This window comes from 'Nostoc azollae' 0708 (genome assembly GCF_000196515.1).
In the GTDB taxonomy this organism is placed as follows: Bacteria; Cyanobacteriota; Cyanobacteriia; order Cyanobacteriales; family Nostocaceae; genus Trichormus_B; species Trichormus_B azollae.
Genome location: NC_014248.1, coordinates 1,660,299 through 1,676,001 on the forward strand (window position 1 = coordinate 1,660,299; position 15,703 = coordinate 1,676,001).

Annotated in this window: 14 protein-coding genes and 2 pseudogenes; all 16 read right to left on the bottom strand. The window is 37.9% G+C overall.

Translation table 11 applies throughout. The annotated features are described in order from the left end of the window. Positions 1-54: 54 nt before the first annotated feature. The 16 genes and pseudogenes from AAZO_RS07590 to AAZO_RS07660 all read right to left on the bottom strand — a co-directional run bounded on the left by AAZO_RS07590 (position 55) and on the right by AAZO_RS07660 (position 15,571). Positions 55-1,437, bottom strand: coding sequence for a PP2C family protein-serine/threonine phosphatase (locus AAZO_RS07590; RefSeq protein ID WP_013190784.1), 1,383 nt, complete (start codon positions 1,435-1,437; stop codon positions 55-57). A gap of 1,048 nt (positions 1,438-2,485) precedes the next feature. Further along, positions 2,486-4,042, bottom strand: a complete 1,557-nt coding sequence (ftsY, locus tag AAZO_RS07595) for a signal recognition particle-docking protein FtsY (protein ID WP_013190785.1) — start codon at positions 4,040-4,042, stop codon at positions 2,486-2,488. 242 nt (positions 4,043-4,284) lie between these two features. After that, complete coding sequence (gene nusB, locus AAZO_RS07600; RefSeq protein WP_013190786.1) at positions 4,285-4,926, bottom strand: transcription antitermination factor NusB; 642 nt, start codon at positions 4,924-4,926, stop codon at positions 4,285-4,287. A gap of 196 nt (positions 4,927-5,122) precedes the next feature. Continuing rightward, positions 5,123-5,885 (bottom strand): annotated as a pseudogene (locus tag AAZO_RS07605) (DUF502 domain-containing protein). A gap of 429 nt (positions 5,886-6,314) precedes the next feature. Beyond that, complete coding sequence (locus AAZO_RS07615) at positions 6,315-7,160, bottom strand: glycosyltransferase family 2 protein (protein WP_013190788.1); 846 nt, start codon at positions 7,158-7,160, stop codon at positions 6,315-6,317. 106 nt (positions 7,161-7,266) lie between these two features. Further along, positions 7,267-8,103, bottom strand: a complete 837-nt coding sequence (hpsJ-B, locus tag AAZO_RS07620) for a hormogonium polysaccharide biosynthesis protein HpsJ (protein ID WP_013190789.1) — start codon at positions 8,101-8,103, stop codon at positions 7,267-7,269. A gap of 373 nt (positions 8,104-8,476) precedes the next feature. Further along, on the bottom strand, positions 8,477-9,118 hold the full coding sequence (locus tag AAZO_RS07625; protein WP_013190790.1) for a TIGR04282 family arsenosugar biosynthesis glycosyltransferase: 642 nt from the start codon (positions 9,116-9,118) through the stop codon (positions 8,477-8,479). Positions 9,119-9,126: 8 nt separating this feature from the next. Next, positions 9,127-9,612: pseudogene (locus AAZO_RS07630) on the bottom strand (prepilin-type cleavage/methylation domain-containing protein). A gap of 564 nt (positions 9,613-10,176) precedes the next feature. Next, positions 10,177-10,608, bottom strand: coding sequence for a hypothetical protein (locus AAZO_RS07635; RefSeq protein WP_013190793.1), 432 nt, complete (start codon positions 10,606-10,608; stop codon positions 10,177-10,179). Between the two features lie 36 nt (positions 10,609-10,644). Continuing rightward, on the bottom strand, positions 10,645-10,809 hold the full coding sequence (locus AAZO_RS35065) for a hypothetical protein (protein WP_013190794.1): 165 nt from the start codon (positions 10,807-10,809) through the stop codon (positions 10,645-10,647). An 88-nt stretch (positions 10,810-10,897) separates the two neighbouring features. Further along, on the bottom strand, positions 10,898-11,359 hold the full coding sequence (locus AAZO_RS07640; protein WP_041639661.1) for a hypothetical protein: 462 nt from the start codon (positions 11,357-11,359) through the stop codon (positions 10,898-10,900). A gap of 240 nt (positions 11,360-11,599) precedes the next feature. Continuing rightward, positions 11,600-11,737 (bottom strand): hypothetical protein, encoded by a 138-nt coding sequence (locus tag AAZO_RS35070; protein ID WP_187289619.1) that lies wholly within the window; start codon positions 11,735-11,737, stop codon positions 11,600-11,602. A 399-nt stretch (positions 11,738-12,136) separates the two neighbouring features. After that, on the bottom strand, positions 12,137-12,547 hold the full coding sequence (locus AAZO_RS07645) for a hypothetical protein (RefSeq protein WP_144031258.1): 411 nt from the start codon (positions 12,545-12,547) through the stop codon (positions 12,137-12,139). Positions 12,548-13,541: 994 nt separating this feature from the next. Next, the gene (locus AAZO_RS07650; protein WP_013190796.1) at positions 13,542-14,279 is read right to left on the bottom strand and encodes a prepilin-type N-terminal cleavage/methylation domain-containing protein; all 738 of its coding nucleotides are present in this window, start codon (positions 14,277-14,279) and stop codon (positions 13,542-13,544) included. Between the two features lie 49 nt (positions 14,280-14,328). Beyond that, complete coding sequence (locus AAZO_RS07655) at positions 14,329-14,766, bottom strand: pilus assembly FimT family protein (RefSeq protein WP_187289620.1); 438 nt, start codon at positions 14,764-14,766, stop codon at positions 14,329-14,331. Positions 14,767-14,791: 25 nt separating this feature from the next. Then, positions 14,792-15,571: a type II secretion system protein gene (locus tag AAZO_RS07660; protein WP_013190798.1), complete on the bottom strand. Its 780-nt coding sequence runs from the start codon at positions 15,569-15,571 to the stop codon at positions 14,792-14,794. Positions 15,572-15,703 lie beyond the last annotated feature (132 nt).

The window sequence follows — 15,703 nt, forward strand, 5'->3', positions numbered from 1 at the left end:
TCTGAAAGAAGCATTTTGAATTCACGGCGGTACTAGTCATAATCTGATAATCAATTACAAAATCTGCAAAATCACCAACGTCATATCATCAGTATTTTGCTTATCAGGACCAATAAATTCCTCAACTTTATCAAATAAATAATCAACAATTTCCTGGGGTCCATTGCAATAACGACAAGCCGCATTAAATGAAGTGACAAAATTATCTTCATCAAAGCGATCACCACTAGCCGCAGCCGCATCAGTCAAGCCGTCCGTATAATAAATAACCGTATCACCAGGTTCTAATTGTACTTCCCCATCTTCATATTGGCTGTTAGCATCCAAACCAATTAGCATTCCCAAAGTATCCAATCTGCTCACAGTTTTAGTCGCAGCGTGCCACCACAAAGGGGGATTGTGTGCTGCATTACTATAAGCCAAAACTCTTGTGCGGGGATTATATTCTGAATAAAACATTGTCACAAAGCGGTGGGAATTTTCCAAATCCGCATACATAACTCGATTCAAATTTTGCAAAATTCCCGCTGCGGAATTACCATGTAATACTTCACCTCTTAGCATTCCTCGCAACATTGTCATAATTAAACCAGCGGGAACACCTTTACCCATCACATCGCCAATTACCAAAGCCCAACGGGCATCTTCTGCACTACTATTATTCAATTTTAACTGATTATTATTTGTGGGAATAAAATCATAGTAGTCTCCACCCACACGGTTAGCAGGTTTACAACGTGCTGCCAAAACTGCACCAGGAATATTAGGACATTGACGCGGTAAAAGTCGGCGTTGAATTTCTGCCCCAATTTCTAATTCTTGATCTAAGCGTTCTTTTTTCCTCAGTTCTACTGCTAGTTCATCGTTTTCAATCGCTACGGCTGTTTGATCTGCAACTAACCTAACCAACTTTTGTCTAGTTTCTGTCCAACTATATTCTGGATCACGGCTTAATACATAAAGCCATCCTCGTTCTGTATGCTTAACTAAAATCGCTGTACCAAAAATTTGTACATCTGGACCTAAGTAGCGATGCATTTCATCATCTAAAATGCCTGTGGTTGCTGTTAGTGGTGCAGAATTAGGTAAAAGAGTAATTTGACTGCTGGCAGTTTCTAGGGCTTTCCTGATATTTTTTCGTTGTTGGCTATCTTGCCAATGTAGCTGCTCTAACCTAATTTGACCATTAGGTTTATATAGAAATAAGGCGCTACCATCAGCATCAGTAACTCTTGTTGCCATGAGTGGAATCAGTTCCAAAAACTGATTCAAATTATTAAAGCTTCTGAGGGCAAATCCTAAAGAACTGAGCAAATCCTGAATTTTGTTCTGTTCGCGGTTCAACCTGGCCACAAGTTCTTTCAATGCCACAACTGGAGTGACATCTGTCGCGGCATTACTATTACTTTCAGTGGGGTGAGAAGGCACTTGAGACACAGGTAAATATACTATTGCACTTGATATTAGCAGATGGCAGATTTATGATTTTTTTCAATCCTTTGTTTTTGGTATCGCTCAATTATCTTGGACAAAATTAGCCATTTTAGCAAGAGTAGAAAGACTTAGGATGTGATTTTTCTGAGTATTGCATTTGCTGATTGGGGTTTCTTAACTTTATGGGACTTTATAGCAATTTATCTTTTACTTAAACATGGGTCAGAAAAACAGTAATTTTCACAACTATTCAGTCGGTTTATAACCTTTTCATGACTGAATTAGTAATTCATATACCCTGAGAAATAAAACTTTTCCGCTTGCAAAGTCATATCTTAGACTTAAAGCGTAAGTCTGAAGAATTTTGGCCTGATTGATTTTTTATGGGGTTGTTTATTATTGTTTTGTTGCTGGAGTTGCAGAAAAAAGATTTATCATCATCACCTGTCAAAACAAAGATACAACTTAGATATTCCCAACATCTAACTGGTATAACATACATTTCCTGAAGATTTGCACCAATATAAATTTTCCATATTCAATTTATTGGTTAGCAGATTTTAAATTGCTGAAAATACAATTTGCTTTGGGCTAAAAATATCTAGAATCTATGGAAATACTACCTAGAGCAAGAATAATCTCAAGTCTTTAACCCCAAATTCAGATAGTTTTAGGTAACCCATGACAATTCAAATGTCTAAATAGCTGAAGAATAGTGTTGATGAGCAATTTTGCAAGTAGAACCTGATAAAAAAATCAGGGGTATTCAGCCAGCTTACTTACAGGAATCTGCTTGTTTGTCGATATTTTGTGCAGTGATCAAGTAACCCTGATCTGCATTGGATCAACTAATAGGCGCGTTAGGAAGGTGGCTTTAGTGTGAAATTCTACCAGAAGTTATGCATTTTTTGTTAAAAAAAAGAATTACTTTAAGTTTTAGAAATCAGGAGTATGAGTTGTGTCAAGCTGGGTTATGAGGAGTCACAGAAGTTACAGGAGTTCAGGGGCAGGGAGTAGAGAGAGAATAACAACTGATAACTGATAACTGAAATTAGCCATTTAATAGGGCTTCGACAAACTCATAACTGGAGAATGGGCGCAAATCTTCAATTCCTTCTCCAGCACCAATAAAACGAATGGGTAAACCTAATTGTTGGACAACGGCCAGGGCAACACCACCTTTGGCTGTACCATCGAGTTTGGTTAAGACTACACCGCTTACTTGGGCTGCTTGGGAAAATACTTCAGCTTGCCGGAGTCCGTTTTGTCCCAAGGTAGAATCTAAAACTAAGAGGGATTCTACATGAATATTTGGGGCTTTTTTGTCGATAATACGTCGAATTTTGCTCAATTCGTCCATTAAGTTTCTCTTGTTTTGGAGTCTTCCAGCAGTATCTATTAATAGTAATTCTGTTCCTCGTGATTGGGCTGCGGTAATCGCATCAAATACCACTGCGGCTGGATCTGTATTCTGTCCGGGATTGGCAATAACTTCTACACCACTTCTACTACCCCAAACTTTAACCTGTTCGACTGCGGCAGCGCGGAAGGTGTCAGCAGCGCCAATTAAGCATTTATAACCAGATTTATGGGCTAAATGAGCTATTTTACCAATTGTGGTTGTTTTCCCAGCACCGTTAACTCCAGTGATTAACCAAATGCTTAAGTTATCTTTTTCTGGCGCAAAGGTAGATTTTTCAGTGGCTTTATTGGGTGCATCCAGCATATCCCGGAGAATTTTTTTCAGGTATGCGATCGCTTCGTCTGGAGCTGTGACTTCATCCCGGAGTTTTTTCTGTAAAGCATCAATCATAAAATCTGTCGCCTCTACACCCACATCAGCTTGCAGTAGTAATGCTTCAATTTCCGATACAGCAGCTTGATTTAGAGGCCCTTGACCAACTATTGCTTTCAGTTGGTTGAGGATATTCCTCCGTGTTTTATCTAAGCCTTGGCGTAACTTTTTCAGCCAAGTAATTTCTTCCATAGAAATATCTTCTGCCCGTCTTCCTTGGGCTGCCAAAACTTCTACTGACCACACAAACCCATCATCAAATTCCAGTTCGGAAATTTCTGCTTCTATATCATCTGGTGTACTTGTAGTTGATGCCAAAGTTGGTGTTGTTTCTGCTTCTTCAACTTCAATGGCTGTGGCTATCAATCTTTCTTGTTTGGCTTGTCTTTCTACTGCTGCCCGTTCTAAAAAAGATAAGGTAGCTGGATTTTCTAGGCTAGAAACTTCTGTTGTTTCTTGAGAAAAAGATGTTGGGGCTACTTCTTGTCGAGTGGGTTCTTCAGAAACATTTACTGGGGTTACTTCTGCGGTGACAGATGTTGCTACTTCTTCTGGAGTCGTTTCTTCAGGAATAGCTGCTGATATTGATGCATATTCCTCAGCAGAGTCAGTTTCTTGAATCTGAGCTTGTTGTTTGTGCTGAATATTTTTGTAAGCAGCTTTAGCAAAAGCCAACAACTCAGCCGTATCTTCTGTAGTTTCTACGGCTGGTTCTGGTTGTGTTTCTTGTATAGGCTGGGTTTCCCCCTCTGGCTGTTGTTCAGGGGTATCAGAAGAATCATTATGTTGACGACGAAACCAATTAAAAACCATTGCAGCAATATTATTTTAGTTATGAGTTATCAGTTAGTGATAGGGTTTGCCAGTTGAATCAGAATAGAGTGTTATGATAAAAAGCAGATACAAAAAGACTTTCAACCTTGTTCCCTGCTCTCTGTTCTCTATTCCCTGCTATATAAGTTTAATTTAATCCGCCACGTTTGCTGGGGAGGAAAACTTACGGGTTATCCTCACTCTGAAGGCATTCATGACAGTGTTGAAGTGAGGATGACACTCTATGCCGTTTGTTTTTGCTCTGTGACGCGGCGCAAGACACCATTAATAAACCGATGTCCTTCATCTCCACTGTAGCGTTTGGCTAATTCTACAGCTTCGTTGATGGCGATACTGGCTGGAACTCCCATAAACTTCATTTCTGCCGCTGCAATTTGCAGGATATCTCTGTCGATTTGGGCTAAACGAGTTACTTGCCAATCTACTAAGGCATCAGAAATAATTTGATCTATGACATTGCGATTTTCGTTGACGGTGATGATAATTTCTTTGGCGTAATTGCGAACTTCTTTGTCCTGATTAGCCAACTGAATTAATTCTGGAAAATCAACTGCTGTACCCACTTGATTGATGGCTGTTTGAGTATAGGTGATCGCTTCTTGAAGCATAGTTCTAGCTGTATTTAGGTCTGAAGCCCTAGTTTGGCTAGTTAGGAGGCGGTCATTACTGCGTTGCAGTTCACCCGCCGCATTATTGAGGGTATCTTGAACTTCTGTAGTCAAAGTACGTACTGCGCCTAAAACTAACTTGGCTACTAATTGTTCATCTGGTAATTTCTCCAATTTCTTGGGGTTTACCGGCAGTTGGCTGAGGCTTAACAACGCCAATTCACGGGCTATTTGTTGGGGTTTGCGAGGTTGCATAATTTTGGGGGGTAAGGTTATTAATTAATTAAAAGGAGACAAAACTACTATTATATCAATTTTTACACACTTAAACAATCAAAATAGGGATTGGGGATTGGGGACTGGGGATTGGCATTAGTCATTAGGAAAATTACTTCCCCATCTCCCTGATCTTCCCCATCCTCCTCATATCCTGCAGTCCCCAGTCCCCAATTTAAGTTTCTTCAACCGGAATTACGTGCTGTTGAACTTCTAGGGATGATACTGGTTTTGGTAAAACCAAGGGGGATAGGGGTGCATTAGAGGCAACAATACCACCAGAAACAACGATTTTAAAGGCCTCTTCGACTGATATTGTGAGGTTGACTACTTCTTCTTCTGGTACTACTGCATACCATCCGGTGGTGGGGTTAGGTGTGGTGGGGATAAAAACGCTCAACATTTTTTGAGACATCTTAGCTTGGATATCATTGTTAATTGCACCAGTGACAAAGGCGATCGCCCAAATTCCCCGTCTGGGATATTCTAATAAAACCACACGGCGAAATTTGCCATTGGAATCTTTGAGTATTGTTTCCAATAATTGCTTGAGGGTTTTGTACACCTGGCCAGCTAAAGGTATGGCTTGCAATAAACGCTCACCAAAATCTAGTAACCACTTACCAGCTATATTACGAGCCATCAAGCCAATAACCAGGATACTTAGTAGTGGTACAGCTAGTCCTACTACTAAGTTAAGTACATTAACTAATATAGGATGTAGACCATCAAAGGGATTTAGCTGTTTGGGGATTTGGGTGAGAAAGTTAACTACCCAACTGGCAATAGTAATAGTCAGCCAGATGGTAGTTGCTAGGGGAATCACCACCAACAAACCAGCAATCAGGTCATTTTTTAAGTCCTGTTTTAGGCGTTCAATTACCAAGCCCCTATTCTCCTTTTTTTAGGCTACTTAAATTTTTGTGATTGGTATCCATAGTCCCCAAAAGCCGGGAAATTTGTCTCATACTTCTTTCTGGGCGGGCTACATTTTGATTCAGCAGGCTAAAACATCTGTAATTATCAAGTTAATAGCTGTTCAGACCGCTTTGCGTACAAAATTCAATCCCTATCAAAGAAAAGCATTAGTTTGGGGTATTTAACCAGTGTTACTTTTCTTTGTAATACTTGTAAATGATTGTTGCAAGTTTCTTGGGTATTACTAATCCTAACGTGCAATCTCACCCAGATGCTCATAATTATATAAACAGCAGTATATAGCCTAAGAATATCTCTTGATTGATGCGCAAGTGATATATTCTCAGAAGTGAATTTTTTAAATAAGTCTTGTTAAGAAGATTAGTTTTCTGTGTTCAGAAGTGGTTATTTGTTGGGTAACGCTGACAAAGCCTGACACCAAGGAGATTTTAGTGTTTACTGCTGACTGCTGACTGCTGACTGCGGCTGTATTTCATTTCCCAAACTTTCAGCAGGATCAGGTATTCGTAGAATGCTTGCAAAGTACACCAAGCTAAACCAGCTTGCCCATCCAAGCAACCACCTAAGAAAAAATACGTATAGATAAAGCGTGTCAGTGGTCTGGCAGGTATACGCAAAGATACATCCTTGAGAGCGCGTCGTCTTTCCACTTCTGATTTACCAAGGAATAAATCTTGCCAGTTCACATCGCCCTTTTGTAATTGATACACAGTCTCTTTAGCTTCATCTGTAGAATAACGGTTATGTTTTTCGATCCAGCGGGTCAAACCTTTACTACAAGTGTAATGGGGATAAGTTTCTTTAATAAAGCTGGTTGTGCCATTACAAACTTCCCGTTCCGTATGACCATAATCTGTGAACCAAACTTTACCATGACGGAAAAGACGCATTTGGTAGCGGGGATATTGAGTGCTGTAGCGAATCCAATGATTCATGAACATTACCCGTTCAGCAACGTAGTAACCGATATAATCTGGATTTTGAGTTGCGGCTACACATTCAGCAAAAAGTTCTGGTGTCATTCGCTCGTCGGCTTCGAGAATGTAGACCCATTCATATTTAGGAGTTACAGAGTCTAACATCCAGGTGCGTTGTTTCCCGTGACTTTCAAAAGCGTGTTCAACGATGCGAACTGGATAACAACTGGCAATTTCTACAGTGCGATCGCTACTGCATGAGTCTACAACCATGATGTCATCAGATAACATCGCTGACTTAATACAAGGGCCAATATCTACCTCTTCGTTATAGGTAAGTATGTAAATTGATAGCATTTCTGATTTTATAGCGATTTGAGTCAATTTGAATTACTTTGTAAAACTGATTCATAAGAAGCCGTCAATTAGATTTGACGGCGGATACTCATTGATATGTGGTAGATTAACGTGCTGGTGTTTTTCGTTTACCACCACCTTGTAAAGCACCCATACCCTTTAATCCTGTCCAACCAATGATGATATAACCAATGGATAATAGTAAGCTGCTGATACCAATCCGCAATCCAGACTTCCAAGCACGGTCTTTAGCCTGTTTTTCAGCTTCTTCTTTACGCTGACGAATTTGGCTAATTCTTTGGTTAGCAACTTCTTTAGGATCTGTTTGTTGGTCAATAAACTTGTCAAGCTCTTGGGGATTGGCTTTAAATTTCTTGAGTAATTCCTTTTGTGCTGCAGGTAGTCGAGGGTTGTCCAGTGCTTGCTTATATTTCTGCTCATCTTTTAGCAGTTCAGCAAACTGAGCTTTAGCTTGGTTTCGCACCTGTTCTAACTGAGCTTTAGCCTGATCGTTATTTAGCTGATCAAGAAATTGAGATAGCTGGTTGTTGAGTTGGGTTTCTGCTTGCTGGGCATCTTGAGAGATTTGACTAACTCTTTGGGTACTGGCTTGGCGTACATTATTCAGGTGTAGAGGAAACATCAGCAGGAACATCAACCCAAAAAGGTTGGCAAGAATTAAGGCTGGTAATCTTAAATCTAAACCTTGGGGGCGATCTTCAGCATTATTCATCCAAGAGCTAACAAATATTGTACCTATTCCCAACAGAGGGACAATTCCTCTATCAACTATGGTTGTCACCAAGCCAACTTGTAATTGTTTATTAGTAGGGCTGAAATCCAGTAACAAAACCCCAAAATCCACGAAAAAAGATAAAATGCAGACTATACCAATGACCTTCATAACAAGGGCACTATTTGAGGAAGCAACACGGTTAACCATATTTTTGTAAATTTGTTGTGAATAAAACTGATTGCCACTTATAAAGTTACAACTCTTGGAGCATAAAACTCATCAGATTAAGAGAAGTTGGGAAAAGGGTAACAGACAAAGGAGAAGGGGCAAAAATTTGCCTTTACTATTGAATTGTTAACTTTTTCCTCACTTTGGCAACAGTCTCTTATGGAATCTTGTCTACTATTGGCTTTACCTTTTTCATGTTTGAGCATCAAACTTCATTAATAGCCAACCTAGATTCATATAGACTTTCGGTTTTAAGGTATACCATACTACTAACTGTAATGTATGTTATATCCCATAAATAGTGAACTATGATATCAGTAGTCAGTGGTAAAAATTAAGTTTTTTCTTTTGCTTACCCTATACCCTTCCATATCTGTTGCCAAACTGGTAAATCTTCAGGGCGGTCAACATCAGCTAAAGTAGTTAAGTAGACTGATGATAAATTAATTTTCTGAGCAATTTCTACAGTTTGCGAAAATACTTGAGCCGTTCCCCACTGGATCTGAGAAAATAACTCTGGTATTAGTTGTTGTAACCCACTGCAGTAATAACCACCATCAAGCGCAGGGCCTAGAACCAAGTCAAAACACTGTAGTTGCTCAAAAGCTGTGGTTAAGATTTGCGAATTCAAGCCAGGACAGTCTGTGTTAATTATAATTACATCTTCTGCACTATTGTCAAAAGCATCAGCAAGCGATCGCATCATGCGTTCACCCAAATCCCCTTCTCCTTGAGTTTGATACACAAAATCCAGACCAAACCAATTTTGCATTAGTTCCCCATTACCACCAGTAAACCGCACTTTTACGGCTATAGCAGATTTGTGTTGTAATTTATTTACCTCTAATATAGTATGTTCTGTCATCTGTTTTTGCAGATTCGCAGCACCAATATCACCCAAAGCAGGTATCAATCTAGTCTTTGTTTTCCCTGCTTCTGGATAGGGGGTAAAAATAATTAAATGCTGTTTGCGGCTTTTCTGCAATTTCAACACACCAAATCTTAATAACAATACCTACCATTATCTGCTGTAGAACGCTCTTTTACAGTTCGCATTGCTCCTGAAATTGTGGAGACAAACACACAGCGTTTTGCCTATCCAGCAGATTTACTGGATATGGTAATCCTCCCTAACCGTGGTTGTTTGACGCTGCCTAAATAATCAAACTGGATACTTCTGACTCCATCAAACTCCTGTAAAGTTGTCTCTTCATCTAACTGGACAGTAGAATCTAAATTATTGCATACAGCATTAGTGACAATAAATGTAGCTGGATGAACTACCCATTGGAATATACAATTTTGTTCACGAAAACTAATTTGCCAAGTCAATTTCTCCTTTTTAGCCTGGCTTTGTACTTGACGCATTGCCTGATAAACCTCACTTTGAGCAGCATTAAGACGAAGATTTTTAATAAAAGTAGACCAACTAGGAATTAGAATTGCTGCTAGTATCCCTATTATTAAAAGAAAAACCAAATTTTCCAATAACGTGAACCTGCTGCTAGATTTCTAGAAAGATAATTTCTTCTTTTTTCTCTTCATGATCCATAATATTAAAATTTTAATTTTACTAATTACGAATTAACGATTTACTTATACACATAACCGCGACCTTGTAATTTAATACTGCCAGTAGGATAATAAGCTTTGCGATCAGAACTGTAATTGATACCTGCATTATTGTTGATCCGATTCACTGCATTACCTCAAAGACCAGAACTGAAGTTACGGACTAATAACTAAAGTCTGTTAAACCGGACTATATGTTTATTTTTAATCGTTATTAGACAACTTTTGTTATTAGACGCAAAATGCATTCTTACTCGGTCTATATAAGGATGAAATAATGTTTTATAAATAAAGTAACTCACTTTTTGGTAAGGATGTATTTGATAATTTGATTGTAAATTTGAGCAGTAAGTTGATTATTGTCATCGCCCATTAAACTTAAAAAATTTCAATCATTAGCAATCAGATCCATTGACAAATTACAGGATCAGAAATTGCTGGTGGCGTTGCTGTAACTAATGGAGTACCTAACCGCTGACATCAAGCCTGAAATCTATTGCTACTATTGCCTACAGTACTCATTTCTATTAATTGTGCTTGTTTATCACCCAGTCTTTCAGTGATAGTTGATGTAGTTTGTTTAATTGCTAAATCTGTATTAATTCTTACGGATTTAGTAAAATCTAAATCTGTTCTATAAACTCTGATTGCTAAAGGATAACCATCATTTACTTCGTTAGCTTGAACAATTCGACCAGCTGGAATGTAAAATTGATTATTGACACAAGTTTTAGCACTAGAAATACCAGTTTCTAAATAGCAATACATACCAGTTGCTGATAAAGGTGCTGGAATTTCTGTAGCATTTATTAAATAGTCATCAGGACTATTAGAAATATTTCTAGGTGAAGTAGTAGTAGCAACAGCGCGTTGAGATATTATATCTGGTTTTGTAGTTAAACCAACTCTCACACTATCAATAAATGTTCTAGCTCCTGGGGATGCAATTTACACTCGTCTAGCTTGAGTTCTAATGGGTGTTGACATCACTAATACTGGTGCGATGGCAGCTAATAATAGATAGAAAATAATCATTCCTACCAGTGATTTAAGAATTGAGAAACCAGTATCATTTAGAGATATGATTTTTTGCTGTTTTTTTAGTTTCATCATTTACTTGTGATTAGCAAATAGCCGGACTTTGGTCTTTATCAAGAGCATCATTATTTCTTGTTATTTCTGCACATAATAAACGTTCTACCTATTTATCATCTGGTCCAACTTCTCGAAAATACTCATCTGGTAGTTCAGCAGGTATTTCTAGTAATTTTTGGGAGAATACGTCAAATAATTGAGATAAAAGCCCTACATCATAACTCCATTGTTTTGCTGGAGGAAGGAGACCTGAAGACATACCATTGTTAAGGCTAATTTTATATTGAAAATCGCTGGTTTGATTGATTATAGATGTGGCATAACTCGCGGTTGAATAGACACTTTTTATCATTTGCATAAAACCACCAATAATTTTAACTGCAATAGGACTACTGCTAGGACTCCAGTTTTCCATGAAGCGGATAAAGTTTTCTAAACCCCCCTTATATTCGGTGGGACGACTGGGATTATCTCCCGCAGCTATGACCAAGTTAAAAGTGGTTTCTGTAGCTATTCTTAACCAATTATCGTAGTTTTCAGGGCTAATATTAAGTGCATTATAGTGCATTATTTGGATCACTAGGTGTAGCAAATGGTTGGTTAATTTGTAAAACTGGTTGCCAAATTCCATTATTGTCAGGTATTAACCAAGGCATGAGAAAAGAGTTGCCATGTTGATCTTCTGCTAGTCTGGGTAATGTTGTTTATGATACTGTAAATGCTTGCAATTTACTGTCATTATCTACGCCGTAAACGGAAATGGGAGTTGTTAATTCACTAGTTATAATATCTTTTTTAAAAGCTATTCTTATTGGGTGTGTGGATTAAAGTCGCGTTTAATATAAGCAGGTAAATTGGTAGCGAGAATTAAACCTTTTTCTTTTTCTCTGAAGGTATTACTTGTACCACGAAATATTTTTGTGGGACTGTCGCTACTGATAATCATAATTCCGTTAGGACGACGGGTAGAATCGAGTTTAAAGTCTACTAGACTTTCTAATTTTGCTGCTTCTGTAATACCTGCACTAGCATCAGGTAGGGTAGCATCAATGGCAGATTTTTCTGCAAGAGTGCGTTGTGTTTTTCCTAATGAATTTCTCAGTCATCCATTTACCCAGCGTCCATTACGATACTGCAAATCTTTTTATAATTTAGTAAATTTGTATAATCACTTACGGTTTTGGTGGGTGGTGCATAGATTATACCGTTAATGTCTTTCTCTATCCCCAGAGCATTAGGTAATGTATCAATATTTTTCACTGTGGTATTGCTAGTGGGTATATAAAAGCTACTAATACAAGCTATAGGTGAGGCATTATTTTGATTGTAATTAGCCGATTTGTAATTATAAATAACTCCACATCTTTAAATAAGGGCTAATTATATCACTTTCAAGCAGCTTGGGCAAATGAAATTGTAGCGATGGATCATACATCAAATATGATTGTATAGTTTGTGCTGGTGCTGGGGCTTGAGGTACTGACAAGATATCCGACCAAATTTGTACAAATGCATCAGTAAGGTCTGTAGTTGCAGCATTTGCATTTCTGGGTAAATAAATACCTGCACCTGTAACTACTCTTAAGCCACCAATGGGTGTTTGTAGATTTTCTGGTATTTGCGCTGCTGCATATTCCCAGTCTCCATCTTTATCTGTTGCTGCTAAATCTGCTAGTGTTTGTATGGTGGAACGACGGGTTTTTGTTCCGGTTCCCAAATCCCAATTCATGGCTGTAATATTTTGGCTATCATCCAAATTTGCACCGACAAACCGATTTTTATTACTATCCCACCATAGTTCACGTAAGTTGTTACCAACGATAGCGCCAGCGCCTAAAGATTATTCTACACCAACTAATTCTTTTTGTAGTTTATTAATTAGTGGTATTTGTACACGGTCTTGCTGATTTCCTAACGCAGAAAAACCTTTTGATCCTTTGTAGATTTCATACTTAGTATAAATATCAGTAGGAATAGTATTTATTGTAGTGATAGGAACTATAGCAGTGTAGACAGAAAAAGGATTTTTTCAATTTGCTGCCAATTTGAAACCAACCATTAATATCTACTAGACTGGCATTTATATCAAAAATATTTTTACAAGCTGCACTGAATCTACCAGAATTCATGGGTGGAGTTCTAGCACGAGTGTATCTATTACTATTTACCGGAGGATTTCTAAAGTAAATGCTATAAAGGTTATAACTGTCAAATTTACCATTGTTATCTGTATATAGCGGAAATCTCCAAGCGGTTTATAGGGTTTCATATTCTTCTATTAGTGTATAATACCTCTTGCAGAATTAATTTTATGTTATAATCGACGTTTGTCTTTGTTTCAGCCAAAAGTTAGAGTTACACGGTTATCTTTGAATTAGCCAGCCCAAAGAACACCAAAAATACATAAATAAAATCTAAAAGTCTCTATCATACCACATAAACAATTTTGCAATAGGTCTATTGTTGTTTGGTTCTTCGATGCTTTCACTACCATCAATGTCAGGACTTATTTTTAATAAAGATTAATCACCAAATGTATATATATTCATTTCCAGAGGAAACTTCTTTGACATTTCAAAGATTTTCATGGCGACATCAAATACCATTTGATATACTTCCAAGTCTTCATGGCTTATAAGAAAGTTCTTTTTCCATTCCCCCTGCTCCCTGCTCCCCTGCTCTCTCTGTGATGATCTCACAAAATCGCGTTGCTCCCATTGGGATGCTCCTAGATTTTGTTAGTGTATATTTTATACGGCGGATCTAGTAAATACAGTAGTCTTAACTTCCATTGTCTCTGTCTCATTTGTATTATTTGATAATTTGCCATACAAGTAAAGATCAACTTGTTTTCCATCTGTAGATATACAAGCATAAAAGCCACCGTCACCTATAAGTCCTGTTGAACAACTTGGGAGTGTCGCTGGAGTTTTAATCCCATCCACCAAAAAGTTATGATCAAAGGTAGTAGCAGAAGTAGGACTGGGACTAGGAACTGTAGTAACATTATTAGGCGTAGGAGTCACAAGAGGAGCCGCAGAACGAATAGGAACAGGATTAGGAACGTTTGAATAACGCCAAATTGAATTTGGCGAATCCCACCCAGTCCAGCTATTAGATCTATAGTAAACAACAGTATATAATCGAGAATTATATACTGAACCGCTTGCAGGATTAGGAACAGGAACTTTTAAGCGCAGAACTCCTGTACCTGAATATATGGTTGTGGTTGGAGATGCAGTAGGTACAGCTACTGTTGTTGCCATTCTAACTTCGTTAGCAATATAATCTAAGGCACGATTTAAGTTAGTACGACGCTCACTATTAAATTCTGCTTTTCGATTTTGTTTCAGTATTCCTACAAATGCAATTCCAACTAAAGCAACTACAATTGACATTATTGCCGCTGCTACTAATAATTCTATTAAAGTAAAGCCTTTGTTAACATCAACATCTGATTTGAGGGTTTTTTGTATGTAAGATTTCATTTCTTTGACTTAGATAATCAATAAATTCCTGCTAAGATAAGATATGGTTTTATTTGCTACAATTGCTAGAACTAGTACCATTATCAGCATAGTTACCAGTTCTAATTAAGCCAAGTGGTTTAGATAAAACTAGACATTTTTTAAAGTTAGGATTGGCAGAAGAAGAAACAACAACTGTGATCTCAGTTGAGCTGTTCCCTAAATAATCAAAATCAATTGTAGTACCTGATGTTGCAAGAGCTACGCTGGTTAGTTCGCGATCGCCCGTTAAAAGACAGCTACTACTGGTGGTACTTGTAATTTTCAAGGTAGATGTATTCAATGTTACGTTACAAGTTAATGATTTAGCTATTGCCTGTCTTTGAGCTTCTTTCATAGCTCCCTCAATGCTAGTTAGTGCAGAATCCACTTTTTTCCTCTGAGACCATGCTAAGTAACTCGGTGCAGAAAAAGCCATAAATATACCGACAATAGCTACTATTACCACTGCTTCAAGGATTGTAAATCCCTGATCATTGGATGCACTGGAATGACGCATTGGGTATTACCTCACTAGCGAGTTTGGCTACAATTTTATTACTACTTGGAGAACCGTTGTTATCTTTGACAACTAAATACCTAACCTGCAAAACATTATAAGGCGCAGCATTAAGATTATTATCATTTCGCATGAGCCAAAGTTTCTTACTGGTATCAGGGATAATGTAAGGATTTGCACCTATGACAGCGCCATAAATAACACTAGAGCCACCTTCGGTAATACTAAATGTTTTTGAACTGTCGATATAAGCACTACCTTGAGTGATTTGCTGCAAATAGTTAGCTAATCCTGTGCTTGCAGAGGTAGCACTACAGACTGTATTGCTTCCGACTCTAGTACTGGCAGATGGAGCTGGTGAAATTATACCTGGCGTTATTATAATAGTTGGGCTAGCTGAAGGTATTGGACTAGGTGCAGTGATACTGTAAACATTAGATGATCCTGAAAACTGAATCTTATCGTCCTGTTTTAATCCTTTACCAGATGATAATGTGATTGCCATCGCACCCAGAGTTGGCACAGGAGAAGCGACTATGGGAAATTCATATTGAGCAGCTATATTTCTCACTGTTTCTAAGTCTTTTTCAATCAAGTTGGCTGCGGTTGTGTACTCTTTAGCTTTAGCTTTAAAAGCAGCAGAAATTACCATCATTTGCATGGCCGCTGCTGTAAAGAAAGTTACTATGAGAATAGCAGATAGAACTTCAAGTAAGCTAAAGCCTGATTCTGAATGGCATTTTGGCTTTTTCATAATTATGACTATTCTTGTTTAACTTTTGCAAAAGCAAAAACTAATAGGTGATGTTCACAAATGATTTAGAATGGCTAATATCTGGACTTAGACGATGTTTCAAAAGTTAGAAAAGGTATAATTTCGATTATG

Coding starts and splice junctions, on each gene's coding strand:
- ftsY (WP_013190785.1), bottom strand. CDS start 4,042: ATGGTTTTTAATTGGTTTCGTCGTCAACATAATGATTCTTCTGATACC.
- nusB (WP_013190786.1), bottom strand. CDS start 4,926: ATGCAACCTCGCAAACCCCAACAAATAGCCCGTGAATTGGCGTTGTTA.
- AAZO_RS07615 (WP_013190788.1), bottom strand. CDS start 7,160: ATGCTATCAATTTACATACTTACCTATAACGAAGAGGTAGATATTGGC.
- hpsJ-B (WP_013190789.1), bottom strand. CDS start 8,103: ATGGTTAACCGTGTTGCTTCCTCAAATAGTGCCCTTGTTATGAAGGTC.
- AAZO_RS35065 (WP_013190794.1), bottom strand. CDS start 10,809: ATGATGAAACTAAAAAAACAGCAAAAAATCATATCTCTAAATGATACT.
- AAZO_RS07640 (WP_041639661.1), bottom strand. CDS start 11,359: ATGCACTATAATGCACTTAATATTAGCCCTGAAAACTACGATAATTGG.
- AAZO_RS35070 (WP_187289619.1), bottom strand. CDS start 11,737: ATGATTATCAGTAGCGACAGTCCCACAAAAATATTTCGTGGTACAAGT.
- AAZO_RS07650 (WP_013190796.1), bottom strand. CDS start 14,279: ATGAAATCTTACATACAAAAAACCCTCAAATCAGATGTTGATGTTAAC.
- AAZO_RS07660 (WP_013190798.1), bottom strand. CDS start 15,571: ATGAAAAAGCCAAAATGCCATTCAGAATCAGGCTTTAGCTTACTTGAA.